General features: G+C 63.8%; 23 protein-coding genes. 7 read left to right on the forward strand and 16 right to left on the reverse strand.

The genetic code is table 11. The features are described 5' to 3' along the window. Positions 1–78 precede the first annotated feature (78 nt). Positions 79–951 carry a LysR family transcriptional regulator gene (locus tag AC07OT_RS18745; protein ID WP_065940236.1) on the reverse strand — a complete coding sequence of 291 codons (873 nt, stop codon included), beginning with the start codon at positions 949–951 and terminating at the stop codon, positions 79–81. A gap of 135 nt (positions 952–1,086) precedes the next feature. On the opposite strand from AC07OT_RS18745, the gene AC07OT_RS18750 reads away from it, so the two are divergent. Further along, the gene (locus AC07OT_RS18750; RefSeq protein WP_495108742.1) at positions 1,087–1,860 is read left to right on the forward strand and encodes a glucose 1-dehydrogenase; all 774 of its coding nucleotides are present in this window, start codon (positions 1,087–1,089) and stop codon (positions 1,858–1,860) included. A gap of 14 nt (positions 1,861–1,874) precedes the next feature. Then, positions 1,875–2,927 carry an L-idonate 5-dehydrogenase gene (locus AC07OT_RS18755; protein ID WP_495108743.1) on the forward strand — a complete coding sequence of 351 codons (1,053 nt, stop codon included), beginning with the start codon at positions 1,875–1,877 and terminating at the stop codon, positions 2,925–2,927. Positions 2,928–3,132: 205 nt separating this feature from the next. On the opposite strand, the gene AC07OT_RS18760 is transcribed toward AC07OT_RS18755, so the two are convergent. Both AC07OT_RS18760 and AC07OT_RS18765 read right to left on the reverse strand, forming a co-directional pair. Beyond that, complete coding sequence (locus tag AC07OT_RS18760; RefSeq protein ID WP_027606140.1) at positions 3,133–3,924, reverse strand: ABC transporter permease; 792 nt, start codon at positions 3,922–3,924, stop codon at positions 3,133–3,135. Beyond that, positions 3,921–4,598, reverse strand: a complete 678-nt coding sequence (locus AC07OT_RS18765; RefSeq protein ID WP_495108744.1) for an ABC transporter ATP-binding protein — start codon at positions 4,596–4,598, stop codon at positions 3,921–3,923. The genes AC07OT_RS18760 and AC07OT_RS18765 overlap by 4 nt, the downstream gene beginning before the upstream one ends. A gap of 131 nt (positions 4,599–4,729) precedes the next feature. Here AC07OT_RS18765 and AC07OT_RS18770 point away from each other — a divergent pair, with 131 nt between their 5' ends. Together AC07OT_RS18770 and AC07OT_RS18775 are read left to right on the forward strand one after the other, a co-directional pair. Continuing rightward, a complete protein-coding gene (locus AC07OT_RS18770) occupies positions 4,730–5,806 on the forward strand; it encodes an aldo/keto reductase (protein WP_092485758.1) in 1,077 nt (358 codons plus the stop codon). A 309-nt stretch (positions 5,807–6,115) separates the two neighbouring features. Then, complete coding sequence (locus AC07OT_RS18775; RefSeq protein ID WP_495108745.1) at positions 6,116–7,324, forward strand: DUF1835 domain-containing protein; 1,209 nt, start codon at positions 6,116–6,118, stop codon at positions 7,322–7,324. 54 nt (positions 7,325–7,378) lie between these two features. On the opposite strand, the gene AC07OT_RS18780 is transcribed toward AC07OT_RS18775, so the two are convergent. From AC07OT_RS18780 to nac, 12 genes are all read right to left on the reverse strand, one after another. Beyond that, the gene (locus tag AC07OT_RS18780; protein WP_115487017.1) at positions 7,379–8,212 is read right to left on the reverse strand and encodes an ABC transporter substrate-binding protein; all 834 of its coding nucleotides are present in this window, start codon (positions 8,210–8,212) and stop codon (positions 7,379–7,381) included. Positions 8,213–8,271: 59 nt separating this feature from the next. Beyond that, positions 8,272–9,000, reverse strand: a complete 729-nt coding sequence (locus AC07OT_RS18785) for an amino acid ABC transporter ATP-binding protein (protein WP_169899070.1) — start codon at positions 8,998–9,000, stop codon at positions 8,272–8,274. A gap of 23 nt (positions 9,001–9,023) precedes the next feature. After that, positions 9,024–9,767: an amino acid ABC transporter permease gene (locus tag AC07OT_RS18790; protein WP_053138766.1), complete on the reverse strand. Its 744-nt coding sequence runs from the start codon at positions 9,765–9,767 to the stop codon at positions 9,024–9,026. Between the two features lie 6 nt (positions 9,768–9,773). After that, positions 9,774–10,475: an amino acid ABC transporter permease gene (locus AC07OT_RS18795; RefSeq protein ID WP_027608104.1), complete on the reverse strand. Its 702-nt coding sequence runs from the start codon at positions 10,473–10,475 to the stop codon at positions 9,774–9,776. Between the two features lie 109 nt (positions 10,476–10,584). Then, positions 10,585–11,337 carry an SDR family oxidoreductase gene (locus tag AC07OT_RS18800; protein WP_314560233.1) on the reverse strand — a complete coding sequence of 251 codons (753 nt, stop codon included), beginning with the start codon at positions 11,335–11,337 and terminating at the stop codon, positions 10,585–10,587. A gap of 93 nt (positions 11,338–11,430) precedes the next feature. Then, complete coding sequence (locus AC07OT_RS18805; RefSeq protein ID WP_495101783.1) at positions 11,431–12,204, reverse strand: LamB/YcsF family protein; 774 nt, start codon at positions 12,202–12,204, stop codon at positions 11,431–11,433. After that, the gene (locus AC07OT_RS18810; RefSeq protein WP_495108746.1) at positions 12,201–12,593 is read right to left on the reverse strand and encodes a hypothetical protein; all 393 of its coding nucleotides are present in this window, start codon (positions 12,591–12,593) and stop codon (positions 12,201–12,203) included. The genes AC07OT_RS18805 and AC07OT_RS18810 overlap by 4 nt, the downstream gene beginning before the upstream one ends. Next, the gene (locus AC07OT_RS18815) at positions 12,590–13,564 is read right to left on the reverse strand and encodes a 5-oxoprolinase subunit C family protein (RefSeq protein ID WP_108574175.1); all 975 of its coding nucleotides are present in this window, start codon (positions 13,562–13,564) and stop codon (positions 12,590–12,592) included. Before AC07OT_RS18815 ends, AC07OT_RS18810 begins: the two co-directional genes overlap by 4 nt. Then, on the reverse strand, positions 13,561–14,217 hold the full coding sequence (gene pxpB, locus AC07OT_RS18820) for a 5-oxoprolinase subunit PxpB (RefSeq protein ID WP_027608099.1): 657 nt from the start codon (positions 14,215–14,217) through the stop codon (positions 13,561–13,563). Before pxpB ends, AC07OT_RS18815 begins: the two co-directional genes overlap by 4 nt. Next, positions 14,214–15,566, reverse strand: a complete 1,353-nt coding sequence (gene accC / locus AC07OT_RS18825; RefSeq protein WP_495108747.1) for an acetyl-CoA carboxylase biotin carboxylase subunit — start codon at positions 15,564–15,566, stop codon at positions 14,214–14,216. The genes pxpB and accC overlap by 4 nt, the downstream gene beginning before the upstream one ends. Positions 15,567–15,599: 33 nt before the next feature. Then, complete coding sequence (locus AC07OT_RS18830) at positions 15,600–16,013, reverse strand: acetyl-CoA carboxylase biotin carboxyl carrier protein (protein WP_115487009.1); 414 nt, start codon at positions 16,011–16,013, stop codon at positions 15,600–15,602. 114 nt (positions 16,014–16,127) lie between these two features. Then, positions 16,128–17,033: a nitrogen assimilation transcriptional regulator NAC gene (nac, locus tag AC07OT_RS18835; RefSeq protein ID WP_027608096.1), complete on the reverse strand. Its 906-nt coding sequence runs from the start codon at positions 17,031–17,033 to the stop codon at positions 16,128–16,130. Positions 17,034–17,412: 379 nt separating this feature from the next. Here nac and AC07OT_RS18840 point away from each other — a divergent pair, with 379 nt between their 5' ends. From AC07OT_RS18840 to AC07OT_RS18850, 3 genes are all read left to right on the forward strand, one after another. Further along, positions 17,413–18,621, forward strand: a complete 1,209-nt coding sequence (locus tag AC07OT_RS18840) for an aspartate transaminase (RefSeq protein WP_495108748.1) — start codon at positions 17,413–17,415, stop codon at positions 18,619–18,621. Between the two features lie 9 nt (positions 18,622–18,630). Beyond that, on the forward strand, positions 18,631–20,181 hold the full coding sequence (locus tag AC07OT_RS18845) for an MFS transporter (RefSeq protein WP_495108749.1): 1,551 nt from the start codon (positions 18,631–18,633) through the stop codon (positions 20,179–20,181). 63 nt (positions 20,182–20,244) lie between these two features. After that, positions 20,245–21,576: an OprD family porin gene (locus AC07OT_RS18850; RefSeq protein WP_495108750.1), complete on the forward strand. Its 1,332-nt coding sequence runs from the start codon at positions 20,245–20,247 to the stop codon at positions 21,574–21,576. A 10-nt stretch (positions 21,577–21,586) separates the two neighbouring features. Here AC07OT_RS18850 and AC07OT_RS18855 read toward each other — a convergent pair whose 3' ends face one another. Beyond that, positions 21,587–22,123, reverse strand: coding sequence for a chemotaxis protein CheY (locus tag AC07OT_RS18855; RefSeq protein WP_495108751.1), 537 nt, complete (start codon positions 22,121–22,123; stop codon positions 21,587–21,589). Between the last annotated feature and the right edge of the window lie 158 nt (positions 22,124–22,281).

Here is a 22,281-nt window from a genome sequence, read left to right on the forward strand (position 1 = left end):
ACACCGGCATGTTCCACCGCTGCGCCGACCACTGGAATCACCAGCTTTTACAATCCAGCATTTCAGCAGGTGAAACAATCACTCGCCAAACAGTTCGACGATCAACGCAAACAGCGTGGTCTTCACCGCACTGTCCAACGTGGTCCAGGCCAACCCCGTACGCGCCTGGAACGCCCCCAACGCCAGTGGCCGCGACACGCAATTGGCCGGCAACGCCCGCGCGGCCTGCTGCGGCAGTACGCCGACGCCCAACCCGGCGCAGACCAGCGCGAGCATGGTGGTGAACTCGCCCAGTTCGGACGCGATCTGCAAAGGGATGCCCACGGCCTGGATAAATTCGTCGTAGAACCCGGGCGCATAGCGCCGCGCAAGGATGTACACCGGCACGTCGAGCAGGTCGCCGGGCTGGATCGAATCCTGCGTGGCCAACGGATGATCCATCGGCAGGGCCACGCAGAAGGGCTCGCGCAACACCACGCGGGTCTGCACCCCAGGGTAGGCGGCAGGCAGGCGCATCAGGCCGAAATCCAGGCGATCATTCTTCAGCGCGGCGGCTTGATCGGGGCCGGGCATGTCCTTGAGTTCCAGCTCGATCCGCGGGTAGCGCTGATGCACCGTGCGGATCAACTCGGGTAACAGGTGCGGCAATACCGACGACACAAAGCCCAGGCGCACCCGGCCGATTTCCCCCCGGTTGGACGCCCGCGCCGCCTCCGCCGCCCGCGCGGCCTGGTGCAGGGTCGCCTGGGCTTCGGGCAGGAACACCCGACCGGCATCGGTCAAGGTCACCGAGTGGCGATTGCGGTCCAGCAGGCGTACGCCCAGGCCAGTTTCGAGCAGCTTGATCTGCATGCTCAGGGCCGGTTGCACAATCGACAACTGCGCCGCCGCCCGGCCGAAATGCAGCTCCTGGGCCAGTACCACAAAGGCGCGCAAGTGCTTGAGTTCCATCGAGCCTCCCCGGTTATCACGGATATTGATCAGCCGATCATAAATGAACATTGGACCTGCGCCCTATACCGGAGTGAAGTTAAGCCCATCAGCCATTGTTTTGATTATCACAAGCGCGCCCGGAGAAACCTGCCCATGCAAAGCGTTATAGACACCTTTCGCCTCGATGGCCGACTGGCGCTGGTCACCGGTTCCAGTGCCGGTATCGGCCTGGCCATCGCCCGAGGCCTGGCCCAGGCCGGTGCGCGGGTGGTGCTCAACGGGCGTAACCGCAGCACCCTGCGCGACGCCGCCGCGCTGCTGACCCTCGAGGGCCTGGAGGTGCACACCGAGGCCTTCGACGTCACTGACAGCGCGGCGATCCAGGCCAGCGTGGCCGCTATCGAGGAACGCCTCGGGCCCTTGGATATCCTGGTCAACAACGCCGGCATGCAACGCCGTGGGCCGTTGGAAGACTACAGCGAGCAGCACTGGCGCGAACTGATCAGCACCAACCTCGACAGCGCCTTCCTGGTGGGCCAGGCCGTGGCGCGGGCGATGATCCCGCGCAAGCGTGGGCGCATCATCAATATCTGTTCGGTGCAAAGTGAATTGGGCCGCCCGGGCATCGCGCCGTATGCGGCGAGCAAAGGCGCGTTGAAGATGCTCACCAAGGGCATGGCCATCGACTGGGGCCCCCATGGGCTGACGGTCAACGGTATCGGCCCCGGCTACTTCAAGACCGAGTTGAACGCCAACCTGGTGGCCAACCCCGAATTCAGCGACTGGCTGGTGCAACGTACGCCGAGCCGACGCTGGGGCGACGTCGCTGAGTTGGCCGGTGCGGCAGTGTTCCTGGCCAGCGATGCCGCGAGTTTCGTCAACGGTCATATCCTCTATGTCGACGGTGGCATCACCGCATCGCTGTAACCCTGGAGAACCTTATGCACGCCATTGTCTGCCACGCCTCAAAAGACCTGCGGGTCAGCCCCCAGGACGAACCCCATAGCCTGGGCCCCGAGCAACTGCGCGTGCGCATCGCCCGCGGCGGCATCTGCGGCTCGGACTTGCACTACTACCAGCACGGCGGCTTCGGCACCGTGCGCCTGCGCGAGCCGATGGTGCTCGGCCACGAAGTCTCGGCAGTGATCGACGCCGTGGGCTCCGACGCCGGCCGGTTCAAGGTCGGCCAACGCATTGCCGTATCGCCGTCCCGTCCATGCGGCGCTTGCCGCTATTGCCATCAAGGCCTGCCCAACCACTGCCTGGACATGCGCTTCTACGGCAGCGCGATGCCCTTCCCGCATATCCAGGGCGCGTTCCGCCAGAGCCTGGTGATCGAGACGCATCAGGCACATCTTTTGGCCGATCATATCAGCCTCGCCGAAGGTGCACTGGCCGAACCGCTGTCGGTGGGGTTGCATGCAATTCAGCGGGCCGGCGCAGTATTCGGCAAGCGCGTGCTGGTGACCGGTTGCGGCCCCATCGGCAACCTGCTGATCGCCGGCCTGCGCGCCGCCGGTGCGGCTGAAATTGTCGCGGTGGACCTGTCCGCCAGCGCCCTGGCCTGCGCGGAAAAAATGGGCGCCACACGCACCCACAACATTGCCGACGGCATCGACGCGCTCAAGCGCTACACCGCCGAGAAGGGTTACTTCGAGGTGATGTTCGAAGTCTCCGGCAGCGCCCAGGCCCTGCGTAACGGCCTGGACTGCATCGCCCCACGCGGCGTGCTGGTCACGGTCGGCTTGGGCGGTGAGGTGTCGCTGCCGCTGAACCTGCTGGTCAGCCGCGAGATCGACCTGCGCGGCACCTTCCGCTTCCACAGCGAGTTTGCCCAGGCCGTGGACCTGCTCAATCGCCAGGTCATCGACGTACGCCCGGTGATCTCCCACACGCTGCCGTTCGAGCAGGCGGTGCAGGCGTTTGAATTGGCGGCGGACAAGACCCAGGCGATGAAGGTGGTGTTGGATTTTGGCGTGGTGGATCAGCCTTGAACCTGTGACGAGCCCTTCGGGGTCAGCCATATTTTTGTGGCGAGCGGGCTTGCCCTAATGCCGTTCAGTTAAGGCTTTTTGTAGGAGCGAGCTTGCTCGCGAAAAACGCCCAGGCAACGCGTTCATTCTCGATAAGCGCGGTGGCCCTGAGTTCTTCGCGAGCAAGCTCGCTCCTACAGTGAATCACTTTCGCTTAACTGAACGCTTAGCGCTCTTGCAAGCGCTCACGCAAAAACCGGTGGCTCCTGGAAAACAACCGCCGATAGGTCAGCAACACCGCCCCCACCGTGCCCAACGCCGACGACGCGGCAATCAGGAACATGATCACGATCTGATAGCGCACCGCGTCCACCGGACTTTCCCCCGCCAGCACCTGGCCGGTCATCATGCCGGGCAGGCTGACGATACCGACCACGGTCATCTGGTTCAGTGTCGGGATCATCCCCGCGCGTACCGCCTGGCGGATCGCTTCCTGGGCGGCCTCCCAGCGTGAGCCGCCGAGGGCCAGGATCATCTCGATGGTGTTGCGCCCCGAGGTCAGTTCCTGGGTCATGCGTTCGATCCCCAGGGACACGCCGGTCAGGGTATTGCCGAGGATCATGCCGAGGATCGGGATCGCGTACTGCGGCTCGTACCACGGATGGATGCGGATCACCGCAAACAAGCCCACTGCCGTCACCAGCCACGAACTGCCCCACACCGACAGGATGCTGTCGACCCTTTGCCCACGGTACGTCCTGCGCCCACGCCCCGCCGCCGACAGCCCGGCGATCAGGGTCATTGCGCCCATCAACGGCAGCACCACATACCAGTAGGCGAACGCGAACACCCAGCCCAGCAGGTAACCGATGGCCAACAATTGCACCACGGTACGTACCGCCGCCCACAGCAACTGGCGGCCCAGGCCCAGGCGCAGCAGCAGGGAGAGCGCACCGTTGACCAGGATCAGCGAAGCAGCGATGCCCATGTCCAGGGCGGTGAGGTTTTGATAGTTCATGGCTGGGTCGCCTCGCTCAACACGCCGGCACTCATGTGCCAGTGGATGTCGCTCATGCGCCGCGCCTGGTCGAGGTCGTGGGACACCCAGACATAGGCGCGGGCGTTGTCGCCGGCAAACCAGGCACTGATCAACGCTTCCACATCGCGGGATGAGGTGGGGTCGAGGGCGGCGGTGGGTTCGTCCAGCAGCAGCACCTCGGGGTTGAGTTGCAGGGTGCGGATCAGCGAGACCACCTGAGCCTCGCCGCCCGAGAGGTCCAATGCGCTCTTGGTCAAAAAAGTCGCTGCCTTGCCGGCATGCCCCAGCAACGCGGTCACCGCTTGCGGGTCGAAGCGGCGCTGGCGCAGGGTCTTGAGGCTGAAGGGAAAGCGCAGGTTGTCCTCCACCGTGCCTTCGAGCAGCGCGGGGCGTTGGGAGAGGTAGCTGATATGGCTGCGGTAATGGGGAATCTCGGCATTGGCAATCGGCTGGCCGTTCCACAGGACCTGCCCGCTGGTGGGTGCATCCAGCAGCGCCAATGCACGCAGCAATACGCTTTTGCCGGAACCGGAAGCGCCGGTGATCGACACGCGGTCGGCGCGGTTCAAGGTGAAATCCGTGGGCTGCAGCAACGGTACCTGCCGGCGTTCGTCCATGCGCGTGAGGGCGCGGGTTTCGATCAGTGCACTCATGGACGCGGTATTCCTCTTAAACCTGTTGGGCGCAATGGTGCGGCAGGCGCGGGAAGTTTTCATGAAAAAATTCAAACTATCGCCACCCACGTCGTTCAGAACTTCAGGTTCAACGTTAAGTAGGAGACGACATGCAATACCGACAACTGGGCCATTCGGGCCTGCTGGTATCCGAAATCATCCTCGGCACCGTGCCCTTTGGCGGTCGCGCCGAGTTTGAAAAATGCGGATCGGTAGACGTGCCCCAGGCCAGGCGCATGTTCGATATCGCGTTTGACGCCGGGGTGAATATGGTCGACACCGCCGACCTCTACTCCCACGGACTGGCCGAAGAAGTGGTCGGCAAAGCCTTGGGCGACAAGCGCAACGATATCCTGCTGGCCACCAAGGGCCGTAGCCCCGTGGACAACAACCCGAACAACTCAGGCTCGTCGCGCTACCACCTGATTCGTGCGTGCGAAGCGAGCTTGAAGCGCCTGGGCACCGACCATATCGACCTCTACCAATTGCACAATTGGGACGGCATGACCCCCATCGAGGAAACCCTCGAAGCCCTGCGGCTGTTGGTTGGCTCAGGCAAGATCCGCTACTTTGGCACCAGCAACTTCACCGCCTGGCAGATGATGAAAACCCTCGGCAAGGCCGAATTGCACGGCATGCTCAAGCCCATCACCCAGCAGATCTACTACACCCCGGAATCCCGCGAGGCCGAGTACGAGTTACTGCCCCTGGCCCTGGACCAGCACGTGGGGACGCTGGTGTGGGGGCCGATGGGCGAAGGCCTGCTGACCGGTTCCACCCGGCGCGGGCAGCAGCCACCGGCCAATACCCGCCAGGGCAGCGGCTGGCCCGAACCCTACGTGCATGACCAGGAACGTGCGCTGGACATCATCGAGACCCTCGCCGCCGTGGGCGATGAACAGGGCGTGTCAGTGGCGCGCACCTGCCTGGCCTGGCTCAAGGACCGTCCGGGAATTACCTCGCTGATCGTCGGCGCCCGCACGGAAGCGCATCTGCGTGACAACCTGGCGGCCACGGAATTGAAACTCACCGATGAACAGTTCTCGCGTATTGAAGCGGTGACACGGCGCCAACCGTTGTACCCGTACTGGCATCGTTTTACTGCCGGGATTGATCGCTTCGACCCGGCAGAACGGCCGTTCCTGGCCGAGCACCAGAAGACCATGGATGCACGCAAGGACAAATAATCCAGAACAGCGTACCTGTGGCGAGGGAGCTTGTTCCCTCACCACAGGTTACTTTTGGCCCTTTCTACGTCTTCACTGACTGGCATGAGGGCAAATCCCCCTCCCACATTTAATCCCGTCCCCCCCAAAAAGGAGTACGGCCTCGATCCCAAGTCCGATTTGCAATCAAACGCCGCAATGCCTATATTTTCCGCCTGGCGCTCTCTACGCCACCTTCCGCGGAAAGGGCTGCGCCCAGGACAATGAAGCTCTACCTCATTTCTACGACTCCCAACCTTAAAGCGGAAAAGGTTTGTGCAAGGAGATCGTATGTCGCAACGCCCTGTATCCTCCAACACCGATGGCCGTCTCAACCTTGAGCAGCAGCGCAAGCGCGCCAAGGAACTGTTGCGCCAGCTGAAAGCCCAGGACCCCGGCGCCACCCTGTCCCAAGCCCAATGGCAGATCGCCAGGCAACTGGGCTTCAGCAGTTGGCCCAAACTCAAGGCCCATGTCGACGCCATTGACTTCGCCGCCCGCCATCCCGACTTTGCCGCCAGCGACGAAGCGCGCACCACCCACTGGCGCTGCGGCAATGACATTGCCCACAGCCTTCAGGTGGCCGGGTTCAAGGGCCGCTTCCAGATGCTCACCGACCCGCTGTGCATGGGCCCGGTGCGCGACGTCCCCGCCGCAGAATTCCGCGCCCTGCGCAGCGCGTTCATCAGCCAGGCCTTTGCGCTGCCCTTAGCGGACATCACGCGCCGCGTCGACGATGAATACGATCAGCTGGAAACCTTGGCCAGTGCCGCGCACAGCGTGCTGTGGTGCGAGGCGGATGCCTATGACCAGTTGTTCCTGATCCGTGCCCTGGCCGGCCTGGAGCAGGCACCGCCCAAGCTGGAGCTGATCGAGGTGGATCGTATTCCCGGTGTCGAGCGTTTTATCGGCATCGGCCAACTGGCGCCGGATGTATTGGCGTGGCTATGGCCACAGCGGCGCCTCATCGGTGACGATGCCGTGTACCTGGCCAAACAGGCCTGGTCGGCCTATTGCGACAGCTCACCGACCCGGCTGGCCGAGCTTGCCCATGGCCAACACCCCGCCCTGCCCTTGCTGGCGCCGGCGCTGTTGCGTCAGTTGCAGGAATTGCCGGGCACCCAGGACGGCCTGTCGCTGACCGAACGCCTGGCCCTGACCTACCTCGCCGAAGCCGGGCCGCTGCCGTTTGGCCGTGTGTTCGCCGAGCTGATGGCCAGGCGCGACCCGTTGCCGTTCCTGGGGGACATGATGTTTCATGCGCTGTTGCGGCCGTTGATCGATGGCGAGCAGCCGTTGCTGATGGAAACCGAGACGCATCTGGACTGGCCCCGCCGAACGTTGTCGCTGACCCCATTGGGCCATAGCATGCTCAACGGACAGGCGTACTGGCTCGACCATGCCAGCCACGAACGCTGGGTGGGCGGTACATGCATCAGACCCGGCCAACCGCACTGGATGATTGATGAGGCCCTGCGCCCCCAGTACAGAACACCGTAAAAAAACAGCCCGCCGTGCATCACCCACGGCGGGCTTTTTTACAACCGCCGGCGCTTACGGCAACGGCTCGAACTTCAAGGCGCTCAAGCTCTGCACCTTGTCCTCGCGGACCATCTTGTATTCGGTGTTCGGGCCTATCCAGCGATCCCAGATCGCATCGATCTCCCCGGCCTTCTCCATCGCCATCAACGACTCGTTGACCTTGGCCAGAAACGCCGGCTCATCGCGGCGCATGCCGGCGCCAATGGGTTCCAGGGCCATCGGCTCCTTGGCCAGGGCCAGTTCGACACCACTGGCCTTGGCCTGGTTGACCAGTTTCAGCGCGGTCATGGTGTTGGTCACCAGGCCCACCACCTTGTTCTGTTGCAACGCCATGTAGGCCGAGCCGGTGTCCTGGAAAGTCACCGGGGTGGCCCCGGCAAGGCGTATCGACTGCTCGGAGGTGGAGCCCTTGGTGGAGCTGATGCGCTTTTCCTTGAAGAAGCTTTTCGGCTGGTCGGCATTCGCCGCGCGCACCACCAGGGTTTCCTTGGCGATGTAGTACGGGTCGCTGAACTGGATCTGTTCGGCGCGGGTCTTGGTGTAGGCCAGGTTGGCGAAGATCACGTCGACGCGGCCCATTTTCACTTCGGGAATCCGCGCTTCAACCGACAGCGGCTTGAGTTCCAGGGCCACGCCCATGGTCTTGGCCAGGGCTTTGCACAGGTCCACGTCCATGCCCACCAGCTCGCGGGTTTTCGGGTCCGGCGCGGAGAATGGCGGCACGTCGGCGTAGACGCCGCAGCTCAGGGACTGCTTGGCCAGGATGTCGCTCAACTGGTCGGCCTGTGCGACGGCGATCGCCAATGGCCCCAATGCTAGTGCGGTAAACAGATGCTTCATACCCATGGGAAATCTCCAGAAAGTTGGACCAGCAAAAATGGCAGAGGGAGCAAAGCCGCCGCAGCTCAATGGGCCCGCAGGTCGGCGATAAAACGTTGCGCTCGCGGGTGCGAAGGCTGGGTGAAGAACGCATCGGGACTGCTCTTTTCCAGAATCTGCCCCGCGTCCATAAACCAGATGGTGTCGGCCACTTCACGGGCGAAGTTCATCTCGTGGGTCACGCACATCATGGTCATGCCGTCCTTGGCCAGGCCCTTCATCACGCTCAGCACTTCACCGACCATTTCCGGGTCGAGGGCACTGGTGGGCTCGTCGAACAGCATCACCGGCGGTTCCATCGCCAATGCCCGGGCAATCGCCACGCGCTGCTGTTGGCCGCCGGACAACTGCGCCGGGTAAGCACCGGCCTTATGGGCCAGGCCGACGCGGTCGAGCAATTCCATGGCCTTCTGTTTGGCTGCGGCGCCCTTGAGGTTGCGCAGCTTGTTCGGCGCCAGGGTGATGTTTTCCAGCACCGACAGGTGCGGGAACAGGTTGAAGCTCTGGAACACAAACCCCACGCGGCTGCGCAGGCGGTTGATCTGCGCGTCGGTGCCGTGCACGTCCTGGCCATCGAACAGGATCTGGCCGGCCTGGATGTCTTCCAGGCGGTTGACCGTGCGGATCAGGGTCGACTTGCCCGAGCCCGACGGGCCGCACAGCACCACCACTTCACCGGGTTGCACCTCGGCGGTGATGTCGGTGAGCGCCTGGTACTCGCCGTACCATTTATTGATTTTCGAAAACATGATCATTGGATGCATGAGCGCAGCCCTCTTCAATTATCGGTGGTCAGCAACGGACCGCCCGCCACGGTTTGCCCGCCATCGCCCAGGCGCTTGCGGGCAATGCGTTGCTCCACCCAACCGGCCAGGCGGGTCAGGCCGAAACACAGCAGGTAGTAGATGATCGCCAGGATGAAAAACACCTGGAACGGCTTGGTCAGCAGCTGGTTGTTGACCTGGTTGGCGGCGAAGGTCACTTCCTGCACGTTGATCACGTAGCCCAGGGAGGTTTCCTTGATGATCGAGATGAACTGGCTGATCAGGCTCGGCAGCGCGTTGTACAGCGCCTGGGGCAGGATCACCCAGACCGTGGTGCGCACATAGCCCAGGCCCAGGGCGCGGGACGCCTCGTACTGCCCGGCCGGCAGCGCCTGGATGCCGCCGCGAATGATTTCGCACAGGTAGGCACTCTGGTAGATCACCAGGGTGCAGAGCATGGTCATGAAGCCGGTGATGTTATGGCCGATCAGCAACGGCACCAGGAAGTAGGTCCAGAAGATCACCATCAGCAACGGGATGCCACGCAGCACGTAGACCCACACTGTCGCGACCCAGTACAACCCCTTCCACGGCGACACCCGCGCCAAGGCCAGCAGCAGGCCGAACGGGAACGCCAGCAGCAACGCCAGCGCCGCCAGGATCAGGGTACTCGCCAGGCCGCCCAGCGGACCGTGGGGGTATTGGCCGATCAGGAACAGCGTCCAGTTCTGCTGCACGATTGAAAACATATCGAACATCGCGGTCTACCTCGCCAGGGCTTTGCTGAAGTGGCGGGCGAGCAACGCCCCGGCGCCCATCAGCAGCAGTGAAAACACCAGGTAGAAAACCGTGGCCACCAGGTACGACTCAAAGGTGCGGAACGTGTAGTTCTCCACTTCGCGGCTGGCGTAGGTCAGTTCCATCACGCCGATCGCCATCGCCAGGCTGGTGTTCTTGAACAGCAGCACGGTGTGGTTGATCAGCGACGGCAGGCAGTTGCGCACGCCCTGGGGCAGGATCACGTAGCGCATCGAACGCACGTAGCCCAGGCCCAGGGCCCTGGACGCTTCGGTCTGCCCGGCGGGAATGGCGCGCAGGCCGCTGCGCATGTCTTCACAGAAATACGCGGCCTGGCACAGGCCCAGGGCGATCACCGAGAACAGGTATTCGGTGTTGTGGTTGGCCAGCCACAGTTGCGTGGACTCGCCAAGCAGCGTCGGCACGCCGAAGTACCACAGCATCAGTTGCACCAGGGTCGGCACATTGCGGTGGTACGACACATACCCCGCCACCAAGCGGTCGGCCAGCGTGTTACCGGTCAGGCGCACCGTGACCAGTGTCAGCGCCAGCAGCATCGCCAGCAGCCAGGCGAACAGCGCCAGCTGCAAGGTCATTTCGATGCCCTTGACGATCAGCTCGGCATACTCGCCTTGCAGAATCGCGGCCAAATCGAAGTCTTGCTTCATGGTCAATCCCTATCGGCATTGGGCTAGGGCAGAAATCAAAATCACCCGGCGTGGCCGTGGCGGGATGCAGCGCTGACGGATCGATCCGTTCTTTTGCCGGGGCTCGGATTCAGCCCTGGTAGTCCTGGGGCCGGGCGGTGGAAAGCCCGCCCGGCACCTGCAAGGTCGGGGTGATTTCCATGTGCCCGATGTTGACCGCAATCGGCGCGGCAATCGCGAAGGCGATGGCATTGGCGATGTCCTCGGCCAGGGGCAATTCAAAGCCCTCGACGAAGCGCTTGTAGGTGGCTTCGGAATCGCCGTGCACGTGGGCAAAAATATCCGTGGCGACCCGACCCGGGCAGATCTCGGTGACCCGCACGCGCTTGCCGAACGCATCGATGCGCAACTGGCGCGAAAGCATGCTCACGGCGGCCTTGGTCGCGTGGTAGGTGGAGTTGCCGCCAAAGTTGTAGGCCGCCGCAATCGAACTGATGTTGATGATGTGCCCGCAGTCGCGCTCGACCATGCCCGGCAACGCCAGCCGTGCCAGGTGCAGCACGGCGCGCAGGTTGACGTCGATCAGCAGGTCGATGCCGTCGGCGTCGGCCTTGAGCAGGGAGCCGGGCTTGTCGACGCCGGCGTTGTTGACCAGGATGTCGAAGGTGTTTTCGGCGAACAGTCTGGTCAGCCCGGCAAGGTCGGTGACATCGATGGCGTGGGCGATGCAGCCGGTCCTGGCCGCCAGCTCCTGCAACTTGTCGGCACTGCGAGCCAGGGCATGCACCTGCACGCCTTCCTGGCACAGGCGTTCGACAACGGCGGCGCCGATGCCGGAGGAAGCTCCGGTGACCAGCGCGGTTTTGTAGTCGGAAAATGGCATGGGGTGGTCCTTGTGCTACGGGTTATGGTTCGACTCTATCCAGCCTTCGGGCGCTGGACCAAGACGCAATGGTTGTGTGGCGATAAGGCCCGCTTATGACGCGGCCAGCAGCTGGGAAATCGGCGTGATGCGGCCGCCCAGTTGCTCGATTTCGGCGCGAATGGTGCGCGCCAGTTCGACCGCGCCGGGGGTGTCGCCATGCAACAGGATCGAATGGGCCGGCACCCTCAGCACCTTGCCGCTGAGGGCGGTCACGGTGCCCTCCTCCAGTAACTGCCGCACCCGGCGCAGCACCGCTGCCGGCGCCTTGATCACCGAACCGTCGACCTTGCGCGGCACCAGCAGGCAATCGTCGTCATAGGCGCGGTCGGCGAGAAACGTGGTGGCGACGCGCAGGCCGTACTTCTCGGCCGCGCCCTCGATGGCGCGGCTGCTCGAAGAACTGATGATCAGCGTCGGGTCAAACGCCGCCACCGCCCGCACCAACGGCTCGGCCAGCGCCGCATCGGCGGCGGCCATATTGCCCAGGGCGCCGTGGAAGCTCATGTGGGTCATGGGATGGCCGTTGACCGCCGCGATCCCGGCGAGCGCGCCGAGCTGGTAGATCACATGGGTGGCGAGTTCCTTGATCTCGATGTTCATCTGCCGACGGCCAAAGCCCATCAGGTCCGGGAAGCCCACATGCGCCCCCAGGTCAATGCCACCGGCCTTGGCCAGGCGCACCGTGTTGTCCATGATCAGCGGGTCGCCGGCATGGAAACCGCAGGCGACATTGGCCGATGAAATCAGGTGCATCAGCGCCTCATCCTCGCCCATGCGCCACGGGCCGAAGCCTTCGCCGAGGTCGGCGTTCAAATCAATCTTCATGCGGGGTACTCCACACCAAGGAACGCTTCGCCGTAGCCGACGGTAGTGCCGCACGGCACGCGCACATCGACGACCCGTGCGGCGCGGGGCGCGCGCAAGGGCAACAGCAACTCACCCACTTGCAGCAGCGCGACCAGTTGCCCGGCGCTGAGCTGATCGCCCACCGCCACGAACGGTTGATCCAGTTGGGGATGGGTCAGCAGCAAGCGCCCCAGGCCGGTGGTGCGCAGCACCTGGTCTTCAACCACGGCAACGGCAGGCGCCGCAACAGCAGCGCCCGAGGCACCGCGCTTGAGCGTCAGGTGCACACCGGGGCGGCTCATTTCGGCACCGGCCAGGTGGTGCTCCTTGAGCCACAGCGCCAATTGGCGAATTTCCTCAAGGGTCATGCTTTCACTCCTTCACGGTGCAGTTCCAGCAGGCGGCTGACTTCACGCAGATACGCGCGATTGGTTTCCAAGGCCTCGACGGCCTCCAGGTAGCTGCACTCGATAAAGCGCACCTTGCCGCCGATGGGCGCCTGGCCCAGGCGCCACAGGTCGGCCTCGATCACACTGCCGAACTTGGGGTAGCCGCCGCTGGGCTGGGCGTCACGCATCTGGATGATGGGCTGGCCGCCGTGGGGCACCTGGATCACCCCCGGCACGATGCCGTGGGAGCGAATTTCCATCGGTGCGATGGGCAGCAGCGGTTGGCCTTCCATTCGGTAGCCGTAGCGATTGCTCTGGGTGGTGATCTTCCATTCACCGGCCCAGAACGCCGCGCGGGAAGCCTCCTGGAAGCGCTCGTATTCGGCGGCGGGCAACACGCGCATGGCAGGCACCCCATCAACCTGCAACGGCAGCGCCAGGCCTGGCGCCAACACCCCAACATCCAGCGGCAACGGGCTGATACCGGGGTGCAGTGCCCCCAGCCGATCACCCTGTTGCAGGGCGCGGCCGTCGAGGCCACCGAACTCGCCGCGCAATTGAGTGCTGCGCGAACCCAGCACCGACGGCACATCTACCCCGCCTGCCAAACACAGATAGGCACGGCTGCCAGACGTCGGATAGCCCAGGCTCAAGACCTGGCCTTCGCGGCCCTGGCACACCCAGTTCGGTGGCAAGGGCTGGCCGTCCAGGGTGGCGTCGCAAGCGGCGCCGGTCACCGCAAAGGCACAGTCCTGCAGCAGCCGTACCTCGAACGGGAACAGCGGTATTTCAATCGCGGCGGCGTCTTCGGGATTGCCCAGCAACAGGTTGCCCAGGGCCAGGGCTAGGTGGTCCATGGCGCCCGATGTGCCCACACCGTAACCCAGGCTGCCGAAGCGGCCGAAGTCCTGCACGGTGGCCAGGGCGGTGGCCGATAAAATCTCGATCATCGAATGATCCTCTCGATGCGCAAGCGCAGGAAATCACCCGGCCGCAAGATCGCGGGCGGGGTTTGGGCGGGGTCGAAAAACGCCATTTCAGTGCGGCCGATGGTGTTCCAGCCGCTGGGGCCGGCCGAGGCGGACACCCCGGTCTGCACCCCGCCGATGGACACCGAGCCCGCCCCGATAGTCAGCACCGGCACCTGGCGCCGTGGTGTGGCCAGGCGCGGGTCCATGCCGCCGAGGTAGCAATAACCGGGATGGCTGCCCAGGGCGTACACCGGGTACAGCGGTTCGCAGTGCAGGTTGGCGATGGTCTCGATATCCAACCCGGTGTGGGCGATCACGTCCGCCATATGCGGGCCGAACTCGCCGCCGTACACCACCGGCAATTCGACGATGCGCCCCTCCAGGGGCAGCGGCTGGCTCTGTTCCCAGGCTTCCAGCAGGCGCTGGCACAGGCCGTTCAGTTCACGGGGCGGCGTGAGGAAGGTGAGCATCAGGTTGTTCATGCCGGGCACGGCTTCGTGGATCTCGGGCCATTCGCCGGCTTGCAGGGCCAGGCGCCAGATGCGCTGCTGCGGGGCCAGGTCCAGTTCGCCCGGCGCCTCGAAGAGCAAGGCGCTGGAGCCCAGCAGGCTGATGACAGGGGCGGTGTTCATATCGGACTCCTTTGCTGCAACCAGCGCTCCAGGTGATGAATATCGACGCCGCCGGCGCAGAACGCCGGGTCATCCAGAATCTCGCGGTGCAACGGAATGTTGGTGCTGATGCCCTCCACGACCATCTCGCTCAGGGCCAGGCGCATGCGCGCCATGGCGTCTTCGCGCGTGGCGCCCTGGGTGATGACCTTGGCCACCATCGAGTCGTAGTACGGCGGCACGCGGTAGCCGGTGGTGACATGGGAATCGACCCGCACACCAAAGCCGCCGGGCACTTCCCAACGCTGGATCAGGCCGGGGGTCGGCATAAACGTCAGCGGGTCCTCGGCGTTGATGCGGCACTCCAGGGAGTGGCCGTTCAGTTGAACGTCCTCCTGGCGCACGCTGAGCACTTCACCGCGGGCCATGCGCAGTTGCTGCTGGACGATGTCGATGCCGGTGGTCATCTCGGTGACCGGATGCTCCACTTGCAGGCGCGTGTTCATCTCGATGAAGAAGAACTCGCCGTCCTCATACAGAAACTCGAAAGTGCCCACGCCGCGATAGCCGATGCGGCGGCAGGCCTCGGCGCAGCGTTCGCCGACCGTGGCGATCAGCGCGGGATCGATGCCCGGCGCCGGCGCTTCTTCCAGGACTTTCTGGTGGCGGCGTTGCAGGGAGCAGTCGCGGCAGCCAAGCCAGATCGCATGGCCATGGGCATCACACAGCACCTGGATTTCCACGTGCCGGGGGTGGCCGAGGAATTTCTCGATGTACAGTTCAGGGTTGCCGAACGCCAACCGCGCTTCTTCGCGAGTGAGACCGATGGCCGCCAACAACTCGGCCTCTGCCTGCACCACGCGCATGCCGCGGCCACCGCCACCACCGGCCGCCTTGACGATCACCGGATAACCGATGTCGGCGGCGATGGCGAGGATGCTCGCGTCGTCGCTCGGCATGCTCGAATCCGGCCCCGGCACGCACGGCACACCGGCTTCACGCATGGCACGCTTGGCTGCCACCTTGTCGCCCATGGTGCGAATGCATGCGGCGCTCGGCCCGATAAAGGTCAACCCGGCCGCTTCGATGCGCTCGGCAAACCCGGCGTTTTCCGACAGGAACCCGTAACCGGGGTGGATCGCCTGGGCACCACTGACCCTGGCGGCAAACAGCAGCGCCGTCTGGTTCAAGTAGCTCAGGCCCGGTGCGGCCGGGCCGATGCACAGCGACTCATCGGCGTTTTGCACATACTGCGCATGACGGTCCGCTTCGGAGTGCACCGCCACAGTCTTGATACCCAGGCCATGGCAGGCACGCGCAATACGCAGGGCGATTTCGCCACGGTTGGCGATCAGCACTTTGTCGAACATTGAATTCACCTGAATAACGAATACGCGTGGGGGTCAACCGAGACGGAACAGGGCCTGGCCCGCTTCGACTTCGACGCCGGCCTGGGCAAGAATCTCAACCAACTTGCCGGCAACCTTGGCCTTGACCGGGTGGAACATCTTCATCGCCTCGATCACCGCCACGGTCTGACCGGCTTCGATCGCTTGGCCCACGCTGACGAACGGCGCCTCACCCACGGCGGGCGTCAGGTGCAGGACGCCATAGAGGCTGGCCTTGATCTCCACGGCGGCGCTGGCCACGGCGGCGGCGGGTGTTGGCGCTGAAGTCACGGTCGGTGCCGCGCTGGTGATCACCTGACCTGCCTGCTTGAACAGCCGCAGCGTGCTGTCGCCTTCGGTCAGGCTCAGTTCCAGCAGATCGGATTCGGCCAGCAAATCCATCAACCCCTTGATACGTGCTGAATCCATGTATGGCCCCTGCCTGTCGAGCGTGTCTTGAGTGGATGGGCCCAATCTACCGAGCCCCTCGAAAAGCGGCCAAGACGCTTTGGCTTTGGGGTGATAAGCCGACCTTATGACCGCTCAAATCAGGCTGCCACGCATCTTCGCCACCAGCTCCAGCAGGATCGCCTTGACCGCCTGGGCCGGCACCGACAACGGCAGATGCCCCGACAGGCACAGCGCCAGCGGCGCCTCCACCTCGGGTTCGACGATGCGGCACATGTGCACCGAAGTGGCCGCCACCATCACCCGCGCCGACGACTCCGGCAGGATGGTCGAGCCGAAATGGTCGGCCACGGCGGCGGTCAGCGTGGTCGAGGATTCAATTTCGGCCACCACCCGCGCACTCAGGCCGATGCGCAGGAAGGCTTCGTCCACCAACCGACGCATGACGTTGTAGGGACGCGGCAGCAGCATGTCCATGTCGGCCAGTTCGGCCAGGGGCACTTCTTCACGCGTGGCAATCGCCGGGTCGGCACTCACCAGGTACAGCGGCTCGCGTAACAACGAGACAAAACTCAGGCCATGCACCTCGCGCCCGCCATACAGCACGGCCATGTCCATACGGCCGTTCATGATCAGCTCGCTCAAGGTGGTACCGAAATTTTCATTGAGGTACAGCAGGATGCCAGGGTGGCGCTCACGCACGGTGCGCAGCAACGGCAACGACAGCGCCGACGCCGCAGTACCCGGCGCCAGCCCCACCGACACCTGCCCGGACAACGCCTGGCCGGTGGCATTGATATCGCTCTGGGCCTGCTCGCACTGGCGCAAAATGATCTGCGCATGCCCATACAGCACCTTGCCCGCCTCGGTCGGCGTGACGCCGCGCTTGGTGCGAATCAACAGCTGCTGTTGCAGCTCGGCTTCCAGGGTTGCCAGTTGTTGGCTCAACGCCGGTTGCGCCACATGCAGTACATCGGCGGCCTGGGTCATGCTGCCGATGTCGACGAGTTTCACGAAATACTTCAATCGGCGCAGGTTCAAAATGGCGATGCTCATGTAATGGACAAGTGATGCCTTAAATGTGGGAGGGGGCTTGCTCCCGATGAGGCAGTGTCAGTTGATGCATCTGTGACTGACATACTGCTATCGGGAGCAAGCCCCCTCCCACATTTGGTTTTGCGTACACCTGGCAGGTTTGCAAAAGACAGGCCATCCGTATAACCAGCCATAAGGCTTTGCTATGGCTGTCCCTGATCTCCGATCCAAGGCACCCGCCCGGAGCAGCCAGGACTGGACGCACCGCAACAGTGCAACCCCAGCCATAAGCACTGCCTATCAAACCAGAACGAACTCATCTTATGGCGCCCTTCCCCGCGCCTCGTACTGTGGCCCCTGTCAACGCCATCAACGAGGAACGCCCGTGACTGCCTCCCGCATCGCCGCCCGTGTGCAACGCATCAAACCATCGCCCAGCAGCGCCGCGTCCGACCGCGCCAACGAGCTGCGTCGCCAGGGCCAGTCCATCATCAACCTGGTGGTGGGCGAGCCGGATTTCGATACGCCACCTAACATTCGCCAGGCCGCCAGTGCCGCCATCGAGCGCGGTGAAACCCGCTACACCCAGAACGCCGGTACCCCGGAGCTGCGCCAGGCCATCGTCGACAAACTGGCACGGGAAAACGCCCTGGCCTACACCGCCCAGCAAGTGCTGGTGACCAGCGGCGCCAAAAGTGCGATCTTCAACGCCTTCGCCGCCACTCTCGGCGCCGGCGATGAGGTGCTGATCCCGGCGCCGTACTGGGTGTCGTACCCGGACATGGTGCTGGCCTGCGAAGGCGAGCCTGTGACCCTCGCCTGCCCGGAACACAACGGCTTCAAGCTGACCCCAGGCCAGCTGCGCGCGGCGATCACCCCGCGTACCCGCTGGCTGCTGCTCAACTCCCCCAGCAACCCCACCGGCGCCAGCTACAGCCACAGCGAATTGCGCGCCCTGGCCGATGTGCTGCTGGACTATCCCCATGTGCTGCTGATGACCGATGACATCTACGAGCACATCCGTTTCGACGGCCTGGACAACCCGCATATCCTCGCCATCGAGCCGGCCTTGAGCGAGCGCAGCCTGGTGGTCAACGGCGTGTCCAAGACCTACGCCATGACCGGCTGGCGCATCGGTTACGCCGCCGGCCCCGCCGACCTGATCGGTGCCATGGCCACCCTGCAATCGCAGTCCACCAGTAACGCCTGCTCGATCAGCCAGGCAGCGGCGGTGGAAGCGCTCAACGGCGACCAGAGCTTCGTCCAGCAGAGCGTGTTGGTCTACCAGCAACGCCGCGACCGCTGCCTGGAGCTGCTCAATGCCATTCCCGGCCTCAGTTGCCGCAAGCCCGATGGTGCGTTCTACCTGTATGTGAATTGCGCTGGCCTGCTGGGTAAAACCACGCCCGAGGGCAAGGTGCTGCACACCGACAGCGACGTCGTGATGTACCTGCTGGAAAGCCAGGGCGTGGCGGTGGTGGCCGGTACGGCGTATGGCCTGGCGCCGTTTTTCCGTATGTCGATCGCCACCGCGATCGCTACTCTCGACCAGGGCTGTGCACGCATCGCCACCGCCGTCACCGCGTTGCGCTGAGGGCCGACCATGACCGTGGCAGCCCACCCGCCCTTGAGTTTCAAGCAAGCCTTGCTGGCCATGCTCGGCATCTCCCTGGTGCTGATGCTCTCGGCACTCGACCAGACGGTGATCGGCAACGCCTTGCCGAGCATCGTCGCCGAGCTCGATGGCTTTGAACTCTACGCGTGGGTGGCCACCGGTTACCTGTTGGCGTCCATCGTCACCATTCCGATTTTCGGGCGGCTGGGGGATTACTACGGGCGCAAGCCGTTCGTGCTCGCCGCCACGTTGATTTTCACCCTGGCCTCCCTGGCCTGTGCCGTGGCCGATGACATGCGGGTACTGGTGATTGGCCGCGCCTTGCAAGGCGTGGGCGGCGGCATGCTGATCGGCACCGCGTTCGCCTGCATTCCCGAACTGTTTCCCGATACCCGTCAACGCCTGCGCTGGCAAATGCTCTTGAGTGCGCTGTTCAGCGTGGTCAATGCCATCGGCCCGGGCCTGGGGGGTTACCTGACCGGCGCCTTTGGCTGGCGCTCGGTGTTCTACCTCAACCTGCCCCTGGGGTGCCTGGCGCTATTGATCGCCTGGCGCTTTCTGCCCTGGTACCGCCCGCAGCAGCGCAGCGGCATTCGCCTGGACTGGCCCGGCGCGTTATTGATCGCGCTGGCCCTGGGCAGCCTGCAGCTATTTGTGGAGTGGCTGGGGCATTCGAGCCTGGCGTTGAGCACCGCCCTGGGCCTGGGCTGCATGGCCGCGATCAGCGCGCTGTGGCATTGGGAGCGGCGTTGCCCCCATGCGCTGTTGCCGGCGGCGCTGTTCAGTTTGCCGAGCCTGCGATGGTTGTTCGTACTGTCGGTGGCGGCCGGCGCGATCATGTTTTCGCTGTTGTTCTACCTGCCGCTGTTGCTGCAAGGCGCCTACGGCTACTCGCCCCAGGACGCCGGCCTGTTGATCACGCCGCTGGCGTTGAGCATCACCTTGGGGGCCATCGTCAACAGCCGCATCGTGACCCGTTTGCGCAACCCCAACCATTTGCCGCTGGCAGGCTTTGTCGCACTGCTGCTGGCGTGCCTGGGCCTGGCGGTGGTCGGGCGCGGGGCCGCGTTGAACCTGCTGCTCGGTTTGATCCTGCTGGCCGGCCTGGGGCTGGGATTTATCCTGCTCAACCTCACGGTCTTCACCCAGACCCTGGCCGAACGGCAGTTCCTGGGGATTGCCACAGCGCTGACCCAGTCCCTGCGCCTGGTCGGCGGGCTGCTCGGCACTGCGGGCATGGGGGTGCTGGTCAACCTGCTGTACAGCGCCAATGTGCAGCGGGTGTTTCTCGCCGCGAATCACGCCGAGGGCATTGCCGCGTACGCCGATCCGCAAACGCTGTTGCATGCCAACCTCGACGCCTCGCCGTGGCTGAACCTGGCCCGGGATGCCCTGGCGCAGTCCGTTGGCGTAGGCCTGTTGCTGTGCGCCGGGATCGGCGTGCTGGCGCTGTTCATCCTGTACCGCTTGCCGCCGGTGCGACTGCATGTCGTGCCGGCCACCGTTGCTCCTGAAAAACCTGCTCCTGAAAACAAATAGAAAACCTTCACTGCCGCTTTTGACTGCCCTCAAAAAAACCAAACACACATGGGGATGACACCGATGGAGCTTTTCAATCGCGCACCAACAGTACTCGCCGGTCTTTGTGGCCTGCTGATCGCCCAACAGGGCTACGCCGCCGGCCTGGTGGAAGACAGCAAGCTCAACGTGCTGGCCCGCAACTTCTTCAGTAACGCCGACAACCGCAGCGGCGCGGCCGACCCCAACTACACCCAGGAATGGGGCCAGGGCTTTATCGCCAACTTCGAGTCGGGTTTCACCCAGGGCACGGTGGGCTTCGGCATCGACGCCATCGGCATGTTCGGTGTGCGCCTGGACTCCGGCAAGGGCCGTCACTACAACCCGCAAAGCACCGCATTCAACGGCAACGTGTTCCCCACCGATCACGATGGTCGCGCGGTGGACCAGTTCGGCAGCCTGGGCCTGACCGCCAAGGCGCGCTTTGCCCGGACCGAGCTGAGATACGGGACCCTGGTGCCGATGCTGCCGGTGGTGATGTCCACCGACCGCATGCTGCAACAGACCTTCAACGGCGGACAGGTGCAGTCCAAGGACCTGGACCATTTCACCTTCACCCTCGGCCAGCTGGAACACGTGAAAGGCCGTGGTTCGAGCAACCAGATGGGCATGTCGATCCCGGGCGCCAACAACGCGGTCAGCGGTGAGTTCGTCAACAAGTTCTACTACGGTGGCGTCGACTACAAACCCACCAAAGACCTGACGTTGCAGTACTACTACGGCAACCTGCAGGACTTCTACAAGCAGAACTTCCTGGGCCTCAAGTACGACTGGCAGATCGGCCCGGGCACCCTGCGCACCGACCTGCGCCACTTCGATAACCGCTCCGACGGTGCCAACGGCAACGACCCGGCGTTCTACACCTTCGGCTACTACGGCGACGGCGTGACCAAGGGCAAGGTCGACAGCCGCCTGAGCAGCGCCCTGTTCACTTACCTGGTCGACGGCCATACGATTGCCGCCGGCCTGCAACAGGTCAGCGGCGACAGCGATGCGGTGTGGCTGAACCAGGGGGACGGTTCCACGGCCTACTTCATGACCGAGTCGATGATCGGCAAATTCCAGCGCGCCGGGGAAACCACCTGGCAGGTGCGTTACGGCTATGACTTCGCCACGGTCGGCGTGCCAGGCCTGAGCTTTGTGGGCATGTACGAAAGCGGCTCGAACATCCGCACCCCCACGGGCGACAAAAGCGAGTGGGAACGCAACCTGACGGTGAGCTATGTGTTCCAGCAAGGCCCGCTGAAGAACCTGAGCATCGCCTTGCGCCATGCCTCATTGCGCACCGAAGTCACCACCCAGCGTGACAGCGATGAGCATCGGGTGATCATCAGTTACCCGTTGAGCATTTTGTAACGCCAGCCCCCTAGCGCTTGGGCGACAACCCGATCGCACACGCGACCACCGCCGGGTCGCCGGGGCAAAACCCACGCGTGCCTATTGAACCCTTACTGCCCCGGGGCGCCATGCGCTCCGTGTCTACTGCGCGCAGCGTCGGGCGCTCCAGTGACTGTGGCGTGTGCAAGGGATCGAGCATCTCCATGCAACGGCGCAGCGAGTTGAAGTCCGGCGATTGCGACAGCGACAAATGCAAGGTCTGGCTTACCGACACCGACACCATTGAACTCTGCGCACATTGGCCGTCATACGCCAGTGTGTGGCGGATCAGCGGGTTGTCATGGCAGTACTTCAACAGGTTCACCTCCCGTGTATGCACCAGCGCCATGTTGATGATCAACAGGTCGAATGCCACGCCGGGGGAACGCGTCAACGCCAGCAGTTCGTCGAACGAACCAATCGGGGCGATACGGTGATAGCCCATCTGGTTGAGCATTTTCTCGATCTTGATCCGTTGCAGAAGGTCTGCATCGGCAATCAGAAGGCGTAACGCTTTATTGGACATAGGTAAACCTGACAGTTGGGCATCAGCGTCGATCATTCAACGCCGCTACGTTAACCGTCGGGCGGCAAACCTGACTTTAAGGCGATTCTGAAACGCTAAGCCGGTACACCGGCACACTTTTAAGAATCGCCTGAAAGCCCCCGCGCGCACCTCTCCCT

The sequence above is a fragment of the Pseudomonas sp. GW821-FHT09C10 genome (assembly GCF_059418085.1).

Coding starts and splice junctions, on each gene's coding strand:
- AC07OT_RS18775 (WP_495108745.1), top strand. CDS start 6,116: ATGTCGCAACGCCCTGTATCCTCCAACACCGATGGCCGTCTCAACCTT.
- AC07OT_RS18745 (WP_065940236.1), bottom strand. CDS start 951: ATGGAACTCAAGCACTTGCGCGCCTTTGTGGTACTGGCCCAGGAGCTG.
- AC07OT_RS18850 (WP_495108750.1), top strand. CDS start 20,245: ATGGAGCTTTTCAATCGCGCACCAACAGTACTCGCCGGTCTTTGTGGC.
- AC07OT_RS18770 (WP_092485758.1), top strand. CDS start 4,730: ATGCAATACCGACAACTGGGCCATTCGGGCCTGCTGGTATCCGAAATC.
- AC07OT_RS18830 (WP_115487009.1), bottom strand. CDS start 16,013: ATGGATTCAGCACGTATCAAGGGGTTGATGGATTTGCTGGCCGAATCC.
- AC07OT_RS18855 (WP_495108751.1), bottom strand. CDS start 22,123: ATGTCCAATAAAGCGTTACGCCTTCTGATTGCCGATGCAGACCTTCTG.
- AC07OT_RS18780 (WP_115487017.1), bottom strand. CDS start 8,212: ATGGGTATGAAGCATCTGTTTACCGCACTAGCATTGGGGCCATTGGCG.
- AC07OT_RS18810 (WP_495108746.1), bottom strand. CDS start 12,593: ATGACCCTTGAGGAAATTCGCCAATTGGCGCTGTGGCTCAAGGAGCAC.
- AC07OT_RS18845 (WP_495108749.1), top strand. CDS start 18,631: ATGACCGTGGCAGCCCACCCGCCCTTGAGTTTCAAGCAAGCCTTGCTG.
- AC07OT_RS18800 (WP_314560233.1), bottom strand. CDS start 11,337: ATGCCATTTTCCGACTACAAAACCGCGCTGGTCACCGGAGCTTCCTCC.
- AC07OT_RS18760 (WP_027606140.1), bottom strand. CDS start 3,924: ATGAACTATCAAAACCTCACCGCCCTGGACATGGGCATCGCTGCTTCG.
- AC07OT_RS18790 (WP_053138766.1), bottom strand. CDS start 9,767: ATGTTCGATATGTTTTCAATCGTGCAGCAGAACTGGACGCTGTTCCTG.
- AC07OT_RS18795 (WP_027608104.1), bottom strand. CDS start 10,475: ATGAAGCAAGACTTCGATTTGGCCGCGATTCTGCAAGGCGAGTATGCC.
- accC (WP_495108747.1), bottom strand. CDS start 15,566: ATGTTCGACAAAGTGCTGATCGCCAACCGTGGCGAAATCGCCCTGCGT.
- AC07OT_RS18815 (WP_108574175.1), bottom strand. CDS start 13,564: ATGATCGAGATTTTATCGGCCACCGCCCTGGCCACCGTGCAGGACTTC.
- AC07OT_RS18755 (WP_495108743.1), top strand. CDS start 1,875: ATGCACGCCATTGTCTGCCACGCCTCAAAAGACCTGCGGGTCAGCCCC.
- pxpB (WP_027608099.1), bottom strand. CDS start 14,217: ATGAACACCGCCCCTGTCATCAGCCTGCTGGGCTCCAGCGCCTTGCTC.
- AC07OT_RS18765 (WP_495108744.1), bottom strand. CDS start 4,598: ATGAGTGCACTGATCGAAACCCGCGCCCTCACGCGCATGGACGAACGC.
- AC07OT_RS18750 (WP_495108742.1), top strand. CDS start 1,087: ATGCAAAGCGTTATAGACACCTTTCGCCTCGATGGCCGACTGGCGCTG.
- AC07OT_RS18805 (WP_495101783.1), bottom strand. CDS start 12,204: ATGAAGATTGATTTGAACGCCGACCTCGGCGAAGGCTTCGGCCCGTGG.
- AC07OT_RS18785 (WP_169899070.1), bottom strand. CDS start 9,000: ATGATCATGTTTTCGAAAATCAATAAATGGTACGGCGAGTACCAGGCG.